At 64.7% G+C, this 19,732-nt stretch carries 18 protein-coding genes and 3 tRNA genes; all 21 read left to right on the forward strand.

Annotated elements, in window-relative coordinates:
* Positions 1-434 precede the first annotated feature (434 nt).
* The 21 genes from tpiA (at position 435) to nusA (ending at position 19,674) form a co-directional block, all read left to right on the forward strand.
* Complete coding sequence (gene tpiA, locus VG556_RS07925; RefSeq protein WP_014647872.1) at positions 435-1,190, forward strand: triose-phosphate isomerase; 756 nt, start codon at positions 435-437, stop codon at positions 1,188-1,190.
* Between the two features lie 31 nt (positions 1,191-1,221).
* Entirely contained in the window at positions 1,222-1,659 is a 438-nt protein-coding gene (gene secG / locus VG556_RS07930; protein WP_014647871.1) for a preprotein translocase subunit SecG, read from the forward strand.
* 51 nt (positions 1,660-1,710) lie between these two features.
* Positions 1,711-1,795, forward strand: a tRNA-Leu gene (locus VG556_RS07935).
* 111 nt (positions 1,796-1,906) lie between these two features.
* A complete protein-coding gene (locus VG556_RS07940; protein WP_008265012.1) occupies positions 1,907-2,263 on the forward strand; it encodes an NADH-quinone oxidoreductase subunit A in 357 nt (118 codons plus the stop codon).
* A complete protein-coding gene (locus VG556_RS07945; protein ID WP_005417936.1) occupies positions 2,254-2,808 on the forward strand; it encodes a NuoB/complex I 20 kDa subunit family protein in 555 nt (184 codons plus the stop codon). Before VG556_RS07940 ends, VG556_RS07945 begins: the two co-directional genes overlap by 10 nt.
* Before the next feature lie 33 nt (positions 2,809-2,841).
* Complete coding sequence (locus VG556_RS07950; RefSeq protein ID WP_014647869.1) at positions 2,842-3,591, forward strand: NADH-quinone oxidoreductase subunit C; 750 nt, start codon at positions 2,842-2,844, stop codon at positions 3,589-3,591.
* Positions 3,588-4,895, forward strand: a complete 1,308-nt coding sequence (locus VG556_RS07955; RefSeq protein ID WP_032957439.1) for an NADH-quinone oxidoreductase subunit D — start codon at positions 3,588-3,590, stop codon at positions 4,893-4,895. The genes VG556_RS07950 and VG556_RS07955 overlap by 4 nt, the downstream gene beginning before the upstream one ends.
* Positions 4,896-4,992: 97 nt before the next feature.
* Complete coding sequence (gene nuoE / locus VG556_RS07960) at positions 4,993-5,520, forward strand: NADH-quinone oxidoreductase subunit NuoE (protein WP_014647867.1); 528 nt, start codon at positions 4,993-4,995, stop codon at positions 5,518-5,520.
* A gap of 4 nt (positions 5,521-5,524) precedes the next feature.
* Positions 5,525-6,865: an NADH-quinone oxidoreductase subunit NuoF gene (gene nuoF, locus VG556_RS07965; RefSeq protein WP_014647866.1), complete on the forward strand. Its 1,341-nt coding sequence runs from the start codon at positions 5,525-5,527 to the stop codon at positions 6,863-6,865.
* On the forward strand, positions 6,862-9,096 hold the full coding sequence (gene nuoG, locus VG556_RS07970; RefSeq protein ID WP_049404608.1) for an NADH-quinone oxidoreductase subunit NuoG: 2,235 nt from the start codon (positions 6,862-6,864) through the stop codon (positions 9,094-9,096). The genes nuoF and nuoG overlap by 4 nt, the downstream gene beginning before the upstream one ends.
* The gene (gene nuoH / locus VG556_RS07975; protein ID WP_006458641.1) at positions 9,093-10,187 is read left to right on the forward strand and encodes an NADH-quinone oxidoreductase subunit NuoH; all 1,095 of its coding nucleotides are present in this window, start codon (positions 9,093-9,095) and stop codon (positions 10,185-10,187) included. The genes nuoG and nuoH overlap by 4 nt, the downstream gene beginning before the upstream one ends.
* Positions 10,188-10,191: 4 nt before the next feature.
* Complete coding sequence (gene nuoI / locus VG556_RS07980; RefSeq protein ID WP_005410456.1) at positions 10,192-10,680, forward strand: NADH-quinone oxidoreductase subunit NuoI; 489 nt, start codon at positions 10,192-10,194, stop codon at positions 10,678-10,680.
* A 9-nt stretch (positions 10,681-10,689) separates the two neighbouring features.
* Complete coding sequence (locus VG556_RS07985) at positions 10,690-11,346, forward strand: NADH-quinone oxidoreductase subunit J (protein WP_014647864.1); 657 nt, start codon at positions 10,690-10,692, stop codon at positions 11,344-11,346.
* Entirely contained in the window at positions 11,343-11,648 is a 306-nt protein-coding gene (nuoK, locus tag VG556_RS07990) for an NADH-quinone oxidoreductase subunit NuoK (RefSeq protein WP_005417921.1), read from the forward strand. Before VG556_RS07985 ends, nuoK begins: the two co-directional genes overlap by 4 nt.
* A gap of 7 nt (positions 11,649-11,655) precedes the next feature.
* Positions 11,656-13,830 carry an NADH-quinone oxidoreductase subunit L gene (gene nuoL, locus VG556_RS07995; protein WP_046431809.1) on the forward strand — a complete coding sequence of 725 codons (2,175 nt, stop codon included), beginning with the start codon at positions 11,656-11,658 and terminating at the stop codon, positions 13,828-13,830.
* Positions 13,831-13,853: 23 nt separating this feature from the next.
* Complete coding sequence (locus tag VG556_RS08000) at positions 13,854-15,362, forward strand: NADH-quinone oxidoreductase subunit M (RefSeq protein WP_019660580.1); 1,509 nt, start codon at positions 13,854-13,856, stop codon at positions 15,360-15,362.
* 15 nt (positions 15,363-15,377) lie between these two features.
* Positions 15,378-16,838, forward strand: coding sequence for an NADH-quinone oxidoreductase subunit NuoN (nuoN, locus tag VG556_RS08005; RefSeq protein WP_049404613.1), 1,461 nt, complete (start codon positions 15,378-15,380; stop codon positions 16,836-16,838).
* 127 nt (positions 16,839-16,965) lie between these two features.
* Positions 16,966-17,042: transfer RNA gene (locus VG556_RS08010), tRNA-Met, on the forward strand.
* An 82-nt stretch (positions 17,043-17,124) separates the two neighbouring features.
* Positions 17,125-17,201 (forward strand) — tRNA-Met (locus VG556_RS08015).
* Between the two features lie 366 nt (positions 17,202-17,567).
* Entirely contained in the window at positions 17,568-18,158 is a 591-nt protein-coding gene (rimP, locus tag VG556_RS08020) for a ribosome maturation factor RimP (protein ID WP_014647860.1), read from the forward strand.
* 4 nt (positions 18,159-18,162) lie between these two features.
* Complete coding sequence (gene nusA / locus VG556_RS08025) at positions 18,163-19,674, forward strand: transcription termination factor NusA (protein WP_014647859.1); 1,512 nt, start codon at positions 18,163-18,165, stop codon at positions 19,672-19,674.
* Positions 19,675-19,732 lie beyond the last annotated feature (58 nt).

The raw sequence follows: 19,732 nt of genomic DNA on the forward strand, positions 1-19,732 counted from the left end.
TCCCGGTGACGGTTGGTGGGTGTCGACCTTGCTCGACACGGTAGATCCACGCCATGCGTGGATGAGATCTGTCAGATCGAAGTGGGGCAGGGCACGTGGTATGCCGCTTTTGCTCTTGCTCTTCTTTTTTCTTTCCGTGGCGGGCGGAACCGCCGGAATGTGTCGGAGGCCGGGCGGGTGGGGATGACGGGGGTGTCCGCGGCATGGATGCCGCGGCCAAGCCCCCACGGACGGGTTTACGGCGTCCCCCGCCATCCCCACCCGCCCGGCCAAGCCCACCAATCCAACCGGGCTTTCCGCGACCAACCCAAACAAACTCCCGCCACGAGGGGCTGCGCCGTTGGCTGAAAATCCATGTAACCGCTTACAAGGAAACGGATTTTTGCCGCAACGGGTATCATGACCGGCTGACTTCACACAGGAGCCACCCGCTCATGCGCCGCAAGATCGTCGCCGGAAACTGGAAGCTGCATGGCAGCCGTCAATTCGCCAATGAACTGCTGGGGCAGGTGGCCGCCGGGCTGCCGCTGGAGGGGGTGGACGTGGTGATCCTGCCGCCGCTGCCGTACCTGGGCGAGCTGGTCGAGGACTTCGGCGAGACCAGCCTGGCCTTCGGCGCGCAGGACGTGAGCAGCAACGAGAAGGGCGCCTATACCGGCGAGGTCTGCGCGGCCATGCTGGTCGAGGTCGGGGCCCGCTATGGCCTGGTCGGCCATTCCGAGCGCCGCCAGTATCACCATGAAAGCAGCGAGCTGGTCGCGCGCAAGTTCGCCGCCGCCCAGCATGCCGGCCTGGTGCCGGTGCTGTGCGTGGGCGAGACCCTGGAGCAGCGCGAGGCCGGGCAGACCGAAGCGGTCATCGCCAGCCAGCTGGCGCCGGTGCTTGAACTGGTCGGCGCGGCCGGCTTTGCCAAGGCCGTGGTCGCCTACGAGCCGGTCTGGGCCATCGGTACCGGCCGTACCGCTACAAAGGAGCAGGCACAGCAGGTGCACGCGTTCATCCGTGGCGAAGTTGCGCGCTTCGATGCTAGAATTGCTGATTCACTGCCCATTGTTTACGGCGGTAGCGTGAAGCCCGACAATGCCGGGGAACTGTTCGCGCAGCCGGATGTCGATGGTGGGCTGGTCGGCGGCGCCTCCCTGGTGGCCGCGGACTTCCTGGCCATCGCACGGGCGGCGGCCGCGAACTAATCCTAGAAGTATTGTCCGAGGGCGGTTTCCAATGCTGATGTTGATCCTCAATGTCGTCTACGTGCTGGTCGCTGTGGCCATGATCGCGCTGATCCTGATGCAGCGTGGCTCGGGTGCGGCGGCGGGTTCGGGCTTTGGTGCCGGCGCCTCGGGCACGGTGTTCGGTGCGCGTGGCGCCTCGAACTTCCTGTCCAAGTCGACCAAGTGGCTGGCCGTCGTGTTCTTCGGCATCAGTCTCTTCATGGCCTGGTATGCCGGTCACGGCACCCGTCCGGCGGCCGACCAGGACCTGGGCCTGATGTCCGCCCCGGCGGCCAGCGCGCCGGCGGCTCCGGCGGGCGAACTGCCGGCCGTTCCGAAGGCCGATCCGGTCCCGGCCGCCCCGGTTCCGGCGGCGAATGTGCCGGCTCAGGCGGAATCTTCGGTTTCTGGTGAAGAAAAGCCTTCGGAAGGCTCCCAGAAACACTGAAGCCGGTTACAATACGCGGCGCATCGGGAAGATAGTCTGATGTGATCGTTTGCCCAGGTGGCGGAATTGGTAGACGCACTACCTTGAGGTGGTAGCGACGCAAGTCGTAGGGGTTCGAGTCCCCTCTTGGGCACCATTTGTAAGTAAAGCGGGTTCGTCTGGCGCGCAAGGCGCCGGGCAGGTTCCCGTCCACTCCCCCATGCCAAAGCGCCTGCAGGCGCGGCGGCAGAGGCAAGAGAGAATCGCTGTGCTGGCCGAATATTTGCCTTCTCTGCTGTTTCTGATCGTTGCCACCGGTATCGGCATTACGCTGATGCTGGTTGGTCGATTCCTCGGTCCCCGCCGCCCCGATCTGGAAAAGCTGTCGCCGTACGAGTGCGGCTTCGAGGCCTTCGAAGACGCGCGCATGAAGTTCGACGTGCGCTACTACCTGATCGCGATCCAGTTCATCGTCTTCGACCTGGAAATCATCTTCATCGTGCCGTGGACCCAGGTCTTCATGGAGCTGGGCGCCCGTTCGCTCATCACCATGGGGCTGTTCGTCGGCATGCTGTTCCTCGGTTTCATTTACGTCTGGAAGAAGGGAGCGCTGGAATGGGAGTGATTCAGACTCTCGATGGCCTCATGAACAACCCGTCGCCGGAAGGCCGGGTTGATGACATCCTGCGGCCGGAAGGCGACAACCCGCTGCTGGAAAAGGGCTTCGTCACCACCAGCGTCGACGCACTGCTGAACTGGGCGCGCACCGGCTCGATGTGGCCGATGACCTTCGGCCTGGCCTGCTGCGCGGTCGAGATGATGCACGCCGGCGCCGCGCGCCTGGACCTTGACCGTTACGGCGTGGTGTTCCGCCCGTCGCCGCGTCAGTCCGACGTGATGATCGTGGCCGGCACCCTGGTCAACAAGATGGCCCCGGCGCTGCGCAAGGTCTACGACCAGATGCCGGACCCGAAGTGGGTCATCTCGATGGGTAGCTGTGCCAACGGTGGTGGCTATTACCACTACTCCTATTCTGTCGTGCGCGGCTGTGATCGCGTGGTGCCGGTGGACGTCTACGTCCCGGGCTGCCCGCCGACCGCCGAGGCGCTGGTGTACGGGATCCTGCAGCTGCAGAAGAAGATCTGGCGTACACAGACCATCGCCCGCTGACCCCTTCACCTGACAAGAGCGCGCCAAGCCCCCATGGCAGAGCAAGCATCCTTCATCGACCGACTCTCCGCACGTTTCGCTGGTGCGAAGGTCATCGTGGTCGAACCCCGCGGCGAAGTGACGCTGGAAGTGCCTGCCGCCGAGTGGCACGCCACCGCCCTGGCGCTGCGTGACGAGTTTGGTTTTGAGCAGGCCGTGGATCTGTGCGGCGTCGACTACCTCGGTTATGGCTCCGACGAATGGGACACCGCCGACGTGTCCTCGCAGGGCTTCAGCCGTGGCGTCGAAGGCAAGGCCCAGGGCCGCTTCGCGTGGGGCGAGTTCCCCACCGAGGAAAACGGTGCCGACGGTGCCCGCCCGCAGCACATGCCGACCCAGCGTTTCGCCGTGGTCGCCCAGCTGCGCTCGTACCAGCACAACCTGATGATGCACCTGCGCTGCTTCGCCCCTGACGAAGCGCTGCCGGTGGTGTCCTCGCTGACCAGCGTGTGGCCGGGCCTGAACTGGTTCGAGCGCGAAGCGTTCGACCTGTACGGCGTGATCTTCGAAGGCCACCCGGACCTGCGCCGGATCCTGACCGACTACGGTTTCGTCGGCCATCCGTTCCGCAAGGACTTCCCGCTGATCGGCAATGTCGAAGTCCGCTACGACGAAGAAAAGAAGCGCGTGATCTACGAACCGGTCACCTCGGTGGAGCCGCGTGTCGGCGTGCCGCGCGTGATCCGTGACGACGCCCGTCTGCAGACCGCAGCCGGTGAGCGCGCGCAGGAGGCAGTGAAGTGAGCCACGTACACCAGGCCGGCGAAGCGTTCGCCAGCAACGCCGCCGAAAGCCGGCAGGAAATCCGCAACTACACCATGAACTTCGGCCCGCAGCATCCGGCCGCTCACGGTGTGCTGCGCCTGATCCTGGAAATGGACGGCGAAACCATCATGCGTGCCGACCCGCACGTGGGTCTGCTGCACCGTGGCACCGAGAAGCTGGCCGAGTCCAAGCCGTTCAACCAGTCGATCGGCTACATGGATCGCCTCGACTACGTGTCGATGATGTGCAACGAGCACGCCTACGTGCGCGCGATCGAGACCCTGATGGGCATCGAGGCGCCGGAGCGTGCGCAGTACATCCGCACCATGTACGACGAGATCACCCGCATCCTCAATCACCTGATGTGGCTGGGCTCCAACGCGCTCGACCTGGGTGCGATGGCCGTGATGCTGTATGCCTTCCGCGAGCGCGAAGAGCTGATGGACTGCTATGAAGCGGTCTCCGGCGCGCGCATGCACGCGGCGTACTACCGCCCGGGCGGTGTCTACCGCGACCTGCCGGACCACATGCCGAAGTACAAGGAATCGCGCTGGCACAAGGGCAAGGCGCTGAAGCAGCTCAATGCTTCGCGCGAAGGCTCGCTGCTGGACTTCCTGGAGAACTTCACCGTCGAGTTCCCCAAGCGCATCGACGAATACGAAACCCTGCTGACCGACAACCGCATCTGGAAGCAGCGTACCGTCGGCATCGGCGTGGTCACTCCGGAACTGGCGCACCAGTGGGGCATGACCGGCGTGATGCTGCGTGGCTCGGGCGTGGCCTGGGACCTGCGCAAGAAGCGCCCGTACGCCAAGTACGATGCCGTCGATTTCGACATCCCGCTGGGCAAGGAAGGCGACTGCTACGACCGCTACCTGGTCCGCGTCGCCGAAATGCGCGAATCCAACCGCATCATCAAGCAGTGCGTGGCGTGGCTGAAGGCCAACCCCGGCCCGGTCATGGTCAAGAACTTCAAGGTCGCTCCGCCCAAGCGCGAGGACATGAAGGACGACATGGAAGCGCTGATCCACCACTTCAAGCTGTTCAGCGAAGGCTATTGCGTACCGGCGGGTGAAACCTATGCGGCCGTGGAAGCGCCCAAGGGCGAATTCGGCTGCTACCTGGTCTCCGATGGCGCCAACAAGCCCTTCCGCGTGCACCTGCGCGCACCGGGCTTCGCCCACCTGTCCTCGATCGATTCGATCGTGCGCGGCCACATGCTGGCCGACGTGGTGGCGATGATCGGTACCTATGACCTGGTGTTCGGCGAGGTTGACCGGTAATGCCGTCCGCCACGCCAACGCCCGCTGCAGGCAGCCGGCGCAAGCCGGCGCCGCAGTTTCTGGAATTTCACGTTATGCATTTCGCTGAGGTCGGCCGATGAAGGCGACAGGTAATTTCGAGGCGGCGCGCGACGTCGACCCGATGGTGGTGCTGAGCGACAAGACCCGCGCTCACATCGATCACTGGCTGTCCAAGTTCCCGCCGGACCGCAAGCGCTCTGCCGTGCTGCAGGGCCTGCATGCGGCCCAGGAGCAGAACCAGGGCTGGCTGACCGACGAGCTGATCGCCGCCGTCGCCAAGTACCTCGACCTGCCGCCGGTGTGGGCCTACGAGGTCGCCAGCTTCTACTCGATGTTCGAGACCGAGAAGGTGGGCCGCAACAACGTGGCCATCTGCACCAACATCAGCTGCTGGCTCAATGGCGCCGAGGACATCGTCCGCCATTGCGAGAAGAAGCTGGGCATCAAGCACGGTGAATCGACCCCGGACGGCCGCGTCTACCTCAAGCGCGAGGAAGAGTGCCTGGCCGGTTGTGGCGGCGCGCCGATGATGGTCATCAACGGTCACTACCATGAGCGTCTGACCCTGGAAAAGGTCGACGAGCTGCTGGACGGGCTGGAGTAAGGGCATGGCACATCACCACGAATCCAAGGGTCCGGTCGGCCCCGCGCCGCTGCCGCACCAGGTGGTCTACACCACCCTGCATTACGACACCCCGTGGTCGTACGAAAGCTACCTGAAGACCGGTGGCTACGCCGCCCTGCGCAAGATCCTCGAAGAGAAGATCCCGCCGGAGCAGGTCATCGAGATGGTCAAGGCCTCGGGCCTGCGCGGCCGCGGTGGCGCAGGCTTCCCGACCGGCCTGAAGTGGTCCTTCATGCCCAAGGGCAACATGCAGAAGTACATCCTCTGCAACTCGGACGAATCCGAGCCGGGCACCTGCAAGGACCGCGACATCCTGCGTTACAACCCGCATTCGGTGGTGGAAGGCATGGCGATTGCTTGCTACGCCACCGGTTCGACCGTGGGTTACAACTACCTGCGCGGTGAGTTCCACCACGAGCCGTTCGAGCACTTCGAGCAGGCCCTGGCCGACGCCTATGCGAACGGCTGGCTGGGCAAGAACATCCTCGGCAGCGGCGTAGACATCGACATCTACGGCGCGCTGGGCGCCGGCGCCTACATCTGCGGCGAAGAAACCGCGCTGATGGAGTCGCTGGAGGGCAAGAAGGGCCAGCCGCGCTACAAGCCGCCGTTCCCGGCCAATTTCGGCCTGTATGGCAAGCCGTCGACGATCAACAACACCGAAACCTACGGTTCGGTGCCGGCGATCATCCGCAACGGTCCGGAGTGGTTCAAGGGCCTGAGCCTGACCGCCAACGGCGGTCCGAAGTGCTTCTCGGTGTCCGGCTGCGTGCAGAACGGCGGCAACTTCGAAGTGCCGCTCGGCACCAAATTCCACGACCTGCTGGAAATGGCCGGTGGCCTGCGTCCGGGCCGCACGCTGAAGGGCGCGATCCCGGGCGGCGTGTCGATGCCGGTGCTGACCGCGGCCGAGCTGGAGGACCTGCCGATGGACTACGACACCATCCGTGCACTGGGCTCCGGCCTGGGTTCGGGCGCGATCGTGGTGCTCGACGACAGCGTCTGCTGCGTCAAGTTCGCCTGCCGCATCAGCCAGTTCTTCCACAAGGAATCCTGCGGCCAGTGCACCCCGTGCCGTGAAGGTACCGGCTGGATGCACCGCGTGCTGGAGCGCATCGTCGCCGGCAAGGCCACGATGGAAGACCTGCACCAGCTGAAGGCGGTGGCCGGGCAGATCGAAGGCCACACCATCTGTGCGTTCGGTGAAGCGGCTGCATGGCCCATCCAGGGCTTCCTGCGCCAGTTCTGGGACGAATTCGAGTACTACATCGTCAACGGTCATTCGATGGTTGACGGCAAGAAGGTGGAGGCAGCCGCCGCATGAGCGCGCAACCCGTAAACCCGAACGTGCCACCGGATCACGTGACCATCGAGATCGATGGCAAGTCGCTGGTCGTGCCCAAGGGTTCGATGATCATCCAGGCGGCCGACAAGGCCGGTATTCCGATTCCGCGCTTCTGCTACCACGAGAAGCTGCCGATCGCCGCCAACTGCCGCATGTGCCTGGTGGACGTGGAGAAGTCGCCGAAGCCGGCGCCGGCCTGCGCCACCCCGGTGATGGACGGCATGAAGGTCGCCACCCGTAGCGAAAAGGCACTGAAGTTCCAGCGCTCGGTGATGGAGTTCCTGCTCATCAACCACCCGCTGGACTGCCCGATCTGCGATCAGGGCGGCGAGTGCGAGCTGCAGGACGTGTCGTTGGGCTATGGCCGTTCGGTCAGCCGCTTCAACGAGCGCAAGCGCGTGGTGCCGGACGAGGACATGGGCCCGCTGGTCGCCACCGAGATGACCCGCTGCATCCAGTGCACCCGCTGCGTCCGCTTCACCGCCGACGTTGCCGGTACCTACGAACTGGGTGGCATGTACCGCGGTGAGAACCTGCAGATCGGCACCTTCGACGGCAAGCCGCTGACCACCGAGCTGTCCGGCAACGTCGTCGACGTCTGCCCGGTCGGCGCGCTGACCAACAAGGTGTTCCAGTTCCGCGCCCGTCCGTGGGAACTGACCGCGCGCGAATCGCTGGGCTACCACGACGCGATGGGTTCGAACCTGTTCCTGCACGTGCGTCGCGGTGAAGTGCTGCGCACCGTGCCGCGCGACAACGAAGCGGTGAACGAGTGCTGGCTGTCCGACCGTGACCGCTACTCGCACCAGGGCCTGTACAGCGAAGACCGTGCGGTCAAGCCGCTGCGCAAGGTCAATGGCGAGTGGAAGGAAGTGAGCTGGGCTGAAGGCCTGGCCGCGGCCGCCGAGATCCTCAAGGCCAACCAGGGCGACAACCTGGGCGTGCTGGTGCACCCGTCCACCTCGAACGAGGAAGGCGCGTTGCTGGCCCGCCTGGCCAAGGGCCTGGGCACGGGCAACATCGACCACCGCATCAACAACCGCGATTTCTCCGACGCCGCAACCGCCGAAGTGTTCGGCCTGCCGCTGGCCGAAATCGAAGGCGCTGACCGCATCGTCGTTCTGGGCAGCAACATCCGCCACGAACTGCCGCTGCTGCACGCCCGCCTGCGCAAGGCGCAGACCACCAAGGGCGCGAAGATCCATGTCGTCAACCCGGTGGACTTCGACTTCGCCTTCAGCATCGCCGGCAAGCAGATCGTCGCACCGTCGAAGTTCGTCGACGCGCTGGCCAACGCCGAGCTGCGTTCGGCAGTGCAGGGCGGCAACAACACCGTGCTGATCGTCGGTGGCATCGCCGAAAACCACCCGCAGGCTGCCGCGATCCGCGCTGCTGCGCGTGAGTTCGCCGCCGCCACCGGTGCCAAGCTGTGCCGCATCCCGCAGGGCGCCAACGCCGTTGGCCTGACCCGCGCCGGTGTGCTGCCGGCTGGCAAGGACGTCGCCGCGATGCTGGCGCAGCCGCGCCAGGCCTATGTGGTGTACGGCCTTGAGCCGGGCCTGGACTTCGCCGATGCACCTGCCGCGCGCAAGGCGCTGGCCGGTGCCCAGGTGGTGGCTTTCAGCCAGTTCGCCTGTGCCTCGACCCGCGACGTCGCCGACGTGATCCTGCCGATCGGTGCGCTGCCGGAAATCGACGCCACCCTGACCAACCTTGATGGTCGCGAGCAGTCGGCACGTGCCGGCGGCAAGCTTCCGGGCGAGGCCCGTGAGGGCTGGCGCGTGCTGCGCGCCCTGGGCGGCGACCTGGCCTTGGCCGGATTCGAGTTCATCGACCTGGCCGGCCTGCGCGCCAGCCTGGCCCCGGTACCGGTCACCGTTGCCGCCTCGGCACAGCCGGCGGTTGCTGGCGAAGGCCTGGAAGTGGCTTTGACCGCCGCGATCTACCGCACCGATGCGGTGGTCCGTCGCGCGCCGGCACTGCAGTCGCATCCGCTCAACAACGCCCCGCGCATCGTGCTGAACGCTGAAGATGCCGCTCGCCTGCAGCTGCAGGAAGGGCAGATGGCCAAGGTCGGCACCGATGCCGGCAAGGCCACCCTGCCAGTGGTGGTCGACGCCCGCGTCGCTGCGGGTTCGGTCTGGATTGAATCGGGCCACGGCGCGACCGCGCCGCTGGGTGCCGCTCGCGTAACGGTGGTGGCTGCATGAACGAATTGCTGTTGAACGCGGTCGACCCGCTGCACCAGTGGCTGCTTGGCCTCGGTGACATCGGCGCGCTGATCTGGATCATCCTGAAGATCCTGGTGATCACCGTTCCGGTGATCATCTCGGTGGCCTTCTACGTGGTCTGGGAACGCAAGCTGATCGGTTGGATGCATGTCCGCCACGGCCCGATGTACGTGGGCATGGGCATCTTCCAGGCCTTCGCCGACGTCTTCAAGCTGCTGTTCAAGGAAGTGGTCCAGCCGAGCAGCGCCAACAAGGCGATCTACCTGCTGGCCCCGCTGATCACCCTGGCCCCGGCCTTCGCGGCCTGGTCGGTGGTGCCCTTCGATTCGCAGATCGTGCTGTCCAATGCCAATGCCGGCCTGCTGTACCTGCTGGCGATGACCTCGCTGGGCATCTACGGCATCATCCTGGCCGGTTGGGCGTCCAACTCGAAGTATGCGTTCCTGGGTGCGATGCGCGCCTCGGCGCAGATGATCAGCTACGAAATCGCCATGGGCTTCGCCCTGGTCGGCGTGATGATCGCCTCGGGCAGCCTGAACCTGAGCAACATCGTGATGGCGCAGGCCGGCAGTTCCGGCTTCTTCGACTGGTTCCTGCTGCCGCTGTTCCCGCTGTTCGTCATCTACTGGGTCTCGGGCGTGGCTGAAACCAACCGCGCGCCGTTCGACGTGGTGGAAGGCGAATCGGAAATCGTCGCCGGCCACATGGTCGAATACTCCGGCGGTGCCTTCGCCCTGTTCTTCCTGGCCGAATACGCGAACATGATCCTGATCAGCTTCCTGATCTCGATCTTCTTCCTCGGCGGCTGGCTGAGCCCGGTCCAGGGCTGGGTCAACTTCGGCGATGTCTCGCCGCTGGTCGACTGGATCTGGAAGGGGGGCGCGCCGTGGCTGTTCGTCAAGGTGTTCTTCTTCGCCAGTGCCTACATCTGGTTCCGTGCCAGCTTCCCGCGCTTCCGCTACGACCAGATCATGCGCCTGGGCTGGAAGGTCTTCATCCCGCTGGCCATTCTGTGGATCGCGGTTACCGCCGTCATGGTGTTCTTCGGCGTGATTCAAAAGGGCGTCTAAAGTGATGAACAGGATTACCCATTACTTCAAGAGCCTGCTGCTGCTCGAACTGCTGGCGGGCCTCTGGCTGACGCTGAAGTACAGCTTCAAGCCGAAGTACACGATGATGTACCCGATGGAGAAGTTCCCGCAGTCGCCGCGCTTCCGTGGCCTGCATGCGCTGCGCCGTTATCCCAACGGCGAAGAGCGCTGCATCGCCTGCAAGCTGTGCGAAGCGGTGTGCCCGGCGCTGGCCATCACCATCGACTCGGCCAAGCGCGAGGACGGCACCCGCCGCACCACGCGTTATGACATCGACCTGTTCAAGTGCATCTTCTGTGGCTTCTGTGAGGAAAGCTGCCCGGTGGACTCGATCGTCGAAACCCACATCCTCGAGTACCACTTCGAGAATCGTGGCGAAAACATCGTTACCAAGCCGCAGCTGCTGGCCCTGGGCGACCGTCTCGAAAACGAGATCGCCGAGCGTCGCGCCGCCGATGCCGCTTACCGCTGAGGTCGAGAGATGGATTGGGTAAATATCGCTTTCTGGGTGTTCGCCATCGCGGCAACGGTTTCGGCCGGTGCGGTGATCAGCGTGCGCAACCCGGTTCACGCCGTGCTCTGCCTGGTGCTGACCTTCTTCTCCATCGCCTGCGTGTGGCTGCTGGTGGGCGCCGAGTTCCTCGGTGTGGCGCTGGTGCTGGTCTACGTCGGTGCGGTGATGGTGCTGTTCCTGTTCGTGGTGATGATGCTGGACATCGACCCCACCAAGCTGCGTGAGGGCTGGGTGCGCTACCTGCCGGTCGGCCTGATTGTCGCGGTCGCGATGCTGGCGCAGATGCTGATCCTGATCGGGGTCAAGGCGCGTTCGGTCACGCCGTTCCCGGCCGACAACGCCGCTGCGGTCGCCGCCGACAGCTCCAACATCACCTGGCTGGCACGCACGCTGTTCACCGAGTACCTGCTGCCGTTCGAGTTCGCCGCCGTCATCCTGACCGTGGCCGTGGTTGCCGCCGTGATGCTGACCCTGCGTCGCCGTACCGGCGTGAAGAGCCAGAACCCGGGCCAGCAGACCATGGTCAAGGCCGGCCAGCGCCTGCGCATGGTCAAGATGGGTGCCGAAGCACCGGTCGTGCACAGCAACAGCAAGCCGGTCGCCGGCGAGGAGACCCAGCCGTGATCACCCTTGGCCATATCCTCGCGCTGGGCGCGGTGCTGTTCGCCATCAGCCTGGCCGGTATCTTCCTCAACCGGAAGAACGTCATCGTCCTGCTGATGTCGATCGAGCTGATGCTGCTGTCGGTGAACATCAATTTCGTCGGCTTCTCGCGTCAGCTGGGCGATCCGTCCGGCCAGCTGTTCGTGTTCTTCATCCTGACCGTCGCCGCCGCGGAAGCCGCCATCGGCCTGGCGATCCTGGTGACCCTGTTCCGTACACGCCGCACGATCAATGTCGGCGAAGTCGATTCGTTGAAGGGCTGATCCACAGATGGAAATCACTCTCTCCAAGAGTCTGTTGATCGCAGTGGTGCTCGCACCGCTGTTCGGCAGCATCATCGCCGGCCTGTTCGGTCGCCAGGTCAAGCGCTTTGGCGCGCAGACCATCACCATCCTCGGCGTCGCGGTGGCCTGCGGCCTGTCGATGTACACGCTCTACCAGCTGCTGTGGGGCGGGGCGCAGCCGTTCAACCAGAACATCTACACGTTCTTCGAAGTCGGCCAGTACTCGGCCCACGTCGGTTTCATGGTCGACAAGCTGACCGCGATGATGATGGTGGTGGTGACCTTCGTGTCGCTGCTGGTCCACATCTACACGATCGGCTACATGCAGGACGATCCGGGCTACCAGCGGTTCTTCAGCTACATCTCGCTGTTCACCTTCTCGATGCTCACCCTGGTGATGAGCAACAACTTCCTGCAGCTGTTCTTCGGCTGGGAAGCGGTGGGCCTGGTGTCGTACCTGCTGATCGGCTTCTGGTTCAAGCGCCCGACCGCGATCTTCGCCAACATGAAGGCGTTCCTGGTCAACCGCGTCGGTGACTTCGGCTTCCTGCTGGGCATCGCCGGCGTGCTGTGGGTGTTCGGCACCCTGGACTACTCGCAGGTGTTCTCGCAGGCCGGCATGCTGGCCGACCCGCGCGCCCAGCTGCAGATCTGGGACGGCACGCTGCTGGGCATGCAGCTGCTGAACGAGCCGGTGATCTGGTCGATCGCCACCGTCATCTGCATCTGCCTATTCATCGGTGCCATGGGCAAGTCGGCCCAGGTCCCGCTGCACGTGTGGCTGCCGGACTCGATGGAAGGCCCGACCCCGATCTCGGCACTGATCCACGCCGCGACGATGGTGACCGCCGGTATCTTCATGGTCACCCGCATGTCGCCGCTGTTCGAGCTGTCGCAGACCGCGCTGAACTTCGTGCTGTTCATCGGTGCCACCACCGCGTTCTTCACTGGCCTGATCGGCATCGTGCAGAACGACATCAAGCGCGTGGTCGCGTACTCGACCCTGTCGCAGCTGGGCTACATGACGGTTGCACTGGGCGTGTCGGCCTATTCGGCTGCCGTGTTCCACCTGATGACCCACGCCTTCTTCAAGGCCCTGCTGTTCCTGGGCGCCGGCTCGGTCATCATCGCGATGCACCACGAGCAGGACATGCGCAAGATGGGCGGCCTGCGCAAGTACATGCCGATCACCTTCATCACCATGTGGATCGGTACCCTGGCGCTGGTCGGCACGCCGTTCTTCTCCGGCTTCTACTCGAAGGACACCATCATCGAGGCGGCCGAGCTGCACGCGCACCTGTCCAACAGCTGGGTGGCCACCTATGGCTACTGGGCGGTGCTGGGTGGCGTGATCGTCACCAGCTTCTACAGCTTCCGCCTGCTGTTCCTGACCTTCCACGGCAAGGAGCGTTTCCGCGACGCGCATGACGATCACGGCCATGGCCATGACGATCACCACGCCGCCGACGCCCACCACGGCGATGCACACCATGGTGATGGCCACGACGACCACGGCCATGGCCACGGTCCGCACGAGCCGCACGAAACCCCGTGGGTGGTGACCCTGCCGCTGATCCTGCTGGCCATCCCGTCGATCGCCATCGGTTTCTTCAGCATCGGCCCGATGCTGTACGGCACCGACTGGGCCGGCAACCACGCGCACGATGCCATCAAGGGCCAGGCGCACACGTTCTTCACCGGCATCGTCGACTTCTACGATCCGGCCAAGAACACCATCGGCTTCCTGGGTGAGGAGTTCCATGGCCCGGTCGCCTTCGCGCTGCATGGCATGATGGCTCCGGCGTTCATGCTGACCGTTGCGGGCTTCCTGCTGGCCGCACTGTTCTACCTGTGGAAGCCGGACCTGTCGGGCAAGGCCCGCAAGACCTTTGCTCCGCTGGTGTCGGTGCTTGAAAACAAGTACGGCTTCGACAAGCTGTGGATCGATGGCTTTGCCGGTGGCAGCGTCAAGCTGGGCAAGGTCTCGCGCTGGATCGACAGCAACATCGTCGACGGCGTGGTCAATCTCTCGGCACGTGTTGTGGACGTCGCAGCCGGCGTGCTGCGTCGTACCCAATCCGGTTTCCTCTATCACTACGCCTTCGCGATGATCATCGGCCTGATTGCCCTGCTGGGCGTGCTGATGCATTACCTGCGTTGATGACCTGTACGGAATAAGAAGACGTGTCGAACTGGCCTCTACTCAGTGTCCTCATCTGGCTGCCGATCATCGGTGGTGCCCTGATCCTTGCGATCCGTGATGCGCAGACCGCCCGCTGGGCGTCGCTGGGCGTAGCGGTGCTGACCTTCGTGGCGAGCCTCTCGCTGCTGAGCGGCTACAACGCAGGCGTCGATGGTCTGCAGTTCGTCGAGACCCATGCCTGGATCCCGGCGTACAAGATCGGCTACAACCTGGGCGTGGACGGCATTGCCGTGGCGCTGATCCTGCTGACCACCCTGGTCAGCGTGCTTGCCCTGATCGGCGCCTGGAGCGCCATCGACAAGCGCGTGAACCAGTACGTGGCGGCCTTCCTGATCCTGGAAGGTGTCACCGTCGGCATCTTCGCCGCGACGGACGCGATGCTGTTCTACGTGTTCTTCGAAGCGATGCTGATCCCGATGTTCCTGATCATCGGTGTCTGGGGCGGTCCGCGCCGCATCTACGCCGCGCTGAAGTTCTTCCTGTACACCTTCCTCGGCTCGGTGCTGATGCTGGTGGCGCTGATCTACCTGTACATGAAGGGCGGCAGCTTCCAGTTGGCCGACCTGTACGCGCTGCCGCTGTCGGCCAAGGAGCAGACCTGGATCTTCTTCGCCTTCCTGATCGCCTTCGCGGTCAAGGTGCCGATGTTCCCGGTCCACACCTGGCTGCCGGACGCCCACGTGGAAGCGCCGACCGCCGGTTCGGTGATCCTGGCCGCGATCGCCCTGAAGATCGGTGGCTACGGCTTCCTGCGCTTCAACCTGCCGATCGTCCCGGACGCATCGCAGGAATGGGCCTGGCTGGTGATCGCGCTGTCGCTGATCGCGGTGATCTACGTCGGCCTGGTCGCCCTGGTGCAGGACGACATGAAGAAGCTGATCGCCTATTCGTCGATCGCGCACATGGGCTTTGTCACCCTGGGCACCTTCATCGCCCTGTGGCTGGTGCGCGAAGCCGGCAACGCCGACGCCGCGCGCCTGGGCCTGCAGGGCGCCATGGTGCAGATGATCTCGCACGGCTTCGTGTCCGGCGCGATGTTCTCCTGCGTCGGCGTGCTGTACGACCGCATGCACAGCCGCCGCATCGCCGATTACGGCGGCGTGGTCAACGTGATGCCGTGGTTCGCCACCTTCGCGATGCTGTTCTTCATGGCCAACGCGGGCCTGCCGGGTACCAGCGGTTTCGTTGGCGAGTTCATGGTCATCCTCTCGGCCTTCCAGCGTAATCCGTGGATCGCCCTGGGCGCGGCCACCACCCTGATCATCGGCGCCGCCTACACCCTGTGGCTGTACAAGCGCATCTTCTTCGGTGAAGTGGCCAACAGCCATGTTGCCGAACTGAAGGACATCAACGGCCGCGAATGGCTGGTGCTGGGCGTGTTCGCCATCGGCGTGCTGGCCCTGGGCATCTACCCCAAGCCGCTGACCGACCTGATGGAGCCCTCGATCGCGAAGCTGGCGATGCAGATCGCATCCAGCAAGCTGCTGTAATTCCAGGATTTGATGATGACCACCTCGCCGCTGCTGCCATTGACCGCCGCTGACCTGCCACCGCTCGCTCCCGAGCTGGTGCTGATCGGCAGCGCCTTCGCCCTGATGATCCTCGACCTGTTCGTCAGCAACCGGAACAAGATCGTCACCCACCTGTTCTCGCTCGCTGCGCTGGCCGTGGTGCTGTTCATGCTGGCCACCGGCGTGGGCGGGCAGGGGGAGGTCTTCCATGGCATGTTCGTGCGCGATACCGCCGCGGACGTGATGAAGACCGGGATCGTGCTGCTCAGCGGCCTGACCCTGGTCTACGGCTGGCGCTACCTGCGTGATCGCGACCTGTTCCAGGGCGAGATCCCGGTGCTGATCCTGTTCGGCACCGCCGGCATGATGATCCTGGTCTCGGCCGGCAGCCTGCTGATGGTCTACCTGGGCCTGGAACTGCTGGCGCTGTGCTCCTACGCCCTGGTCGCCAGCAACCGCGAAAGCGGCCTGGCGTCGGAAGCGGCGATGAAGTACATCGTGCTGGGTTCGCTGGCCTCGGGCCTGCTGCTCTACGGCATGTCGCTGATCTACGGCGCCACCGGCAGCCTGCACCTGGATGTGATCCGCGAGGCCATCCCGCACTCGGAAGAGCGCGTGCTGCTGATCACCGGTGCGGTGTTCATGATCGCCGGCGTCGCCTTCAAGCTGGGCGCCGCGCCGTTCCACATGTGGCTGCCGGACGTGTACCAGGGTGCCCCGGCACCGATCGCACTGTTCATCAGCTCGGCGCCGAAGCTGGCCGCGTTCGGCATGGCCTACCGCCTGCTGGAAATGGGCGTGGGCCCGCTGTCGACCGAACTGCAGCTGCTGATTGCCGGCCTGGCCGCGGTATCGCTGGTCATCGGCAACCTGATGGCCATCGCGCAGAGCAACCTCAAGCGCATGCTGGCGTTCTCCACCGTCTCGCACATCGGCTTCCTGCTGATGGGCATCGCCGGTGGCGGTTCGCAGGGCTACGCCGCCGCGCTGTTCTACGCACTGGCCTACGCGATCATGTCCACCGCCGCCTTCGGCGCGATCATCGCGCTGTCGCGTGCCGGCTTTGAAGCCGAGAACATCGAGGACTTCAAGGGCCTGAACGCCCGCAACCCGTGGATGGCCGGCCTGGTGCTGTGCATCATGGCGTCGCTGGCCGGCATCCCGCCGTTCCTGGGCTTCTGGACCAAGCTGGCGGTGCTGGGCGCGGCCGTCAACGGCGGCCTGCTGTGGCTGGCCATCCTCGGCGTGCTGTGCGCCGTGGTCGGCTGCTTCTACTACCTGCGCCTCATCAAGGTCATGTACTTCGATGAGCCGGTGGGCGAGGCCATGCCGCGCAGCAACGACCGCGTGCTGGGCGTGGTGCTGGGCGTGAATGCCCTGGCGCTGCTCGCGCTGGGCCTGGCCTGGAACCCGATCATGGTCTGGTGCCAGCAGGCATTTGCGCATCTTGCATAAAAGTTGACACAAAGCTGCGCGATTCGTGTAATATGCGCAGCCTGAGTTGTCACTGCAGCGGTTCAGCCAGAACATCGTTGCGGTAGCCTTCCTCGAAAGAGCAGGGCAGCAGTTCAAACACTTCCGGTGCGGGGTGGAGCAGTCTGGCAGCTCGTCGGGCTCATAACCCGAAGGTCGCAGGTTCAAATCCTGCCCCCGCTACCAACGTCGGACCGGCGCCAACCGGTTCGATGAATGAGGGAAAGCTTGCATTTTTCGCAGCAATGCCTCATGATTCCGCTTCTGATGCGGGGTGGAGCAGTCTGGCAGCTCGTCGGGCTCATAACCCGAAGGTCGCAGGTTCAAATCCTGCCCCCGCTACCAAGTAAAGAGATCGCCTTCGAAGTCCTGCTTCGAGGGCGTTTTTCTTTGGGGTCTGCGTTGTTTCTGCGTGATCGGGGTCAGATCCCTTATCCACGGGAAAAGGGATCTGACCCGGGTCCGCACCTTGCACCAGCGCGGTGCAGTCGCTATCATCAGCGGCCTAGCAGTACCCCTGAAGGCGGCCTCCCAGCGGGAGTCCGGACCCGGAAGGAGGGCCGCAACCGGCAGGCAATGCAGGTTGCAACCGGAATCCAGTCACCGGAGTCTTTCCGGAAAAGGGGCCCAACGGGCCCTTTGTCGTTTCCGGGGCGTCACGTTTCCACGCCGGCCAAGGCCGGCACCCAACCATAGAGATCAAGGCAGGCTGTGAGCGACAAGGCAACCGACATCGCGAATCTGCTCGCCCCGACCGTTGTGTCGCTGGGCCTGGAGCTGCTGGGCGTTGAGTATCTGCCGGCCCCCGGCGGTGCGACCCTGCGCCTTTACATCGACGTGCCGCTGGCTGAACAGCCCGAGCGCATCATCAATGTCGACGACTGCGAGCGGGTCAGCCGCGAAGTGTCGGCGCAGCTGGACGTCGAGGACCCGATCAGCGGCAATTACACGCTGGAAGTGTCCTCGCCGGGCGTCGACCGTCCTCTGTTCAGCCTGGAGCAGTTCGGCCGTCACCTCGGCGAATCGGCCAAGGTCACGCTGAAGCTGCCGCAGGACAACCGTCGTCGCCTGCAGGGTCGTATCGAGGCGACCGACGAGGCGGCGGGGACCATCACTTTCATCGTCGACAAGGCCGAAGTGGTCGTGTCGGCCGACAACATCGACAAGGCACGGATCATGCCCGACTGGGTGGCGCTGGGGCTGGCCCCGAGCAAGCCGACCGGTCCGGCACCGAAGCGTCCGAAGCCGAACACGAATTCTTCTTCCAACGAGCCGGCGGCAAAGAAGCCGCGCGCGGAGTGAGCCAATGAGCAAGGAACTGTTGCTGGTAGTCGACGCAGTCGCCAACGAGAAGGGCGTGCCGCGTGAAGTGATCTTCGATGCCATCGAGGCCGCCCTGGCCTCGGCAGCGAAGAAGCGCTATCCCGACGAGGAAGTGCTGACCCGCGTGGTCATCGACCACAAGGACGGCAGCTACGAAACCTTCCGCCGCTGGGAAGTGGTGGCCGATGACGTGGTCATGGAATCGCCGGACCGCCAGATCCGCCTGATGGATGCCGTCGATGAAGCCGAAGGCGTCGAGGTCGGCGACTACATCGAAGAGCAGATCGAGAACCCGGATTTCGGCCGCATCGCTGCCCAGGCCGCCAAGCAGGTCATCGTCCAGCGCGTGCGCGAAGCCGAGCGCCAGCAGGTCGTGGATGCGTGGAAGGATCGCGTGGGTGAGCTGATCACCGGCGTGGTCAAGCGCGCCGAGCGCGGCAACATCTATGTCGACCTCGGTGGCAACGCCGAAGGCTTCATCCCGAAGGACAAGGGCATCCCGCGCGACGTGCTGCGCGCCGGTGACCGCGTGCGCGGCTACCTGGCCGAAGTGCGCTCGGAGCCGCGTGGCCCGCAGCTGTTCATCAGCCGTGCCGCCCCGGAATTCATGATCGAGCTGTTCAAGCTGGAAGTGCCGGAAGTCGGCCAGGGCCTGGTGGAAATCAAGGCCTGTGCACGTGACCCGGGCGACCGCGCCAAGATCGCCGTGCTGGCCCACGACCAGCGCACCGATCCGATCGGCGCCTGCATCGGCATGCGCGGTTCGCGCGTGCAGGCCGTGTCCAACGAGCTCAATGGCGAGCGCGTGGACATCGTGCTGTGGAACGACAACCCCGCCAACTTCGTCATCAACGCGATGGCGCCGGCCGAAGTGCAGTCGATCATCGTCGATGAAGACAAGCACTCGATGGACCTGGCCGTTGCCGAAGACCGCCTGGCCCAGGCGATCGGCAAGGGCGGCCAGAACGTGCGCCTGGCCAGCCGCCTGACCGGCTGGCAGCTCAACGTGATGACCCAGGACCAGGTCACCGCCAAGTCGGAAGCCGAGCAGGCTGCGGCCCGCCAGCTGTTCATGGACAAGCTGGAAGTGGACGAGGAAATCGCCGGCATCCTGGTCAGCGAAGGCTTCGGCACCGTCGAGGAAATCGCATATGTCCCGGTCGGCGAACTGCTGGCCGTGGAAGGTTTCGACGAGGACATCGTCGAAGAGCTGCGCGCTCGTGCCCGCGATGCGCTGCTCAATGAGGCCCTGGCAGTCGAGGAAGGCCTTGAAGACGGCCAGCCGGCGCAGGACCTGCTGTCCCTGAAGGGCATGGACGAAGCCACCGCATACGCGCTGGCCGGCCACGGCGTGCGTACCAGCGAGGATCTGTCCGACCTGGCCGCCGACGAGGTCATGGACTTCGGCATCGAAGGACTGGATCAGGCGCGCGCCGCTGCGCTGATCCTGGCCGCCCGTGCCGAGGAGATCGCCCGACTGGAACGCGGCGAATGAGCCGGCAATGAACAGGGCCCTGAGCCGCTCAGGGCGTAGAATCCGCGCCACCTCCACA

It is taken from the genome of Stenotrophomonas sp. CASM106 (assembly GCF_049384825.1).
Lineage (GTDB): Bacteria > Pseudomonadota > Gammaproteobacteria > Xanthomonadales > Xanthomonadaceae > Stenotrophomonas > Stenotrophomonas muris.

Bases quoted from the DNA above. Each gene is read 5' to 3' on its own strand.
- nusA (WP_014647859.1), top strand. From the start codon at position 18,163: ATGAGCAAGGAACTGTTGCTGGTAGTCGACGCAGTCGCCAACGAGAAG.
- nuoI (WP_005410456.1), top strand. From the start codon at position 10,192: ATGAACAGGATTACCCATTACTTCAAGAGCCTGCTGCTGCTCGAACTG.
- nuoG (WP_049404608.1), top strand. From the start codon at position 6,862: ATGAGCGCGCAACCCGTAAACCCGAACGTGCCACCGGATCACGTGACC.
- nuoH (WP_006458641.1), top strand. From the start codon at position 9,093: ATGAACGAATTGCTGTTGAACGCGGTCGACCCGCTGCACCAGTGGCTG.
- secG (WP_014647871.1), top strand. From the start codon at position 1,222: ATGCTGATGTTGATCCTCAATGTCGTCTACGTGCTGGTCGCTGTGGCC.
- nuoN (WP_049404613.1), top strand. From the start codon at position 15,378: ATGACCACCTCGCCGCTGCTGCCATTGACCGCCGCTGACCTGCCACCG.
- VG556_RS07985 (WP_014647864.1), top strand. From the start codon at position 10,690: ATGGATTGGGTAAATATCGCTTTCTGGGTGTTCGCCATCGCGGCAACG.
- nuoF (WP_014647866.1), top strand. From the start codon at position 5,525: ATGGCACATCACCACGAATCCAAGGGTCCGGTCGGCCCCGCGCCGCTG.
- VG556_RS07945 (WP_005417936.1), top strand. From the start codon at position 2,254: ATGGGAGTGATTCAGACTCTCGATGGCCTCATGAACAACCCGTCGCCG.
- nuoL (WP_046431809.1), top strand. From the start codon at position 11,656: ATGGAAATCACTCTCTCCAAGAGTCTGTTGATCGCAGTGGTGCTCGCA.
- tpiA (WP_014647872.1), top strand. From the start codon at position 435: ATGCGCCGCAAGATCGTCGCCGGAAACTGGAAGCTGCATGGCAGCCGT.
- nuoE (WP_014647867.1), top strand. From the start codon at position 4,993: ATGAAGGCGACAGGTAATTTCGAGGCGGCGCGCGACGTCGACCCGATG.
- VG556_RS07950 (WP_014647869.1), top strand. From the start codon at position 2,842: ATGGCAGAGCAAGCATCCTTCATCGACCGACTCTCCGCACGTTTCGCT.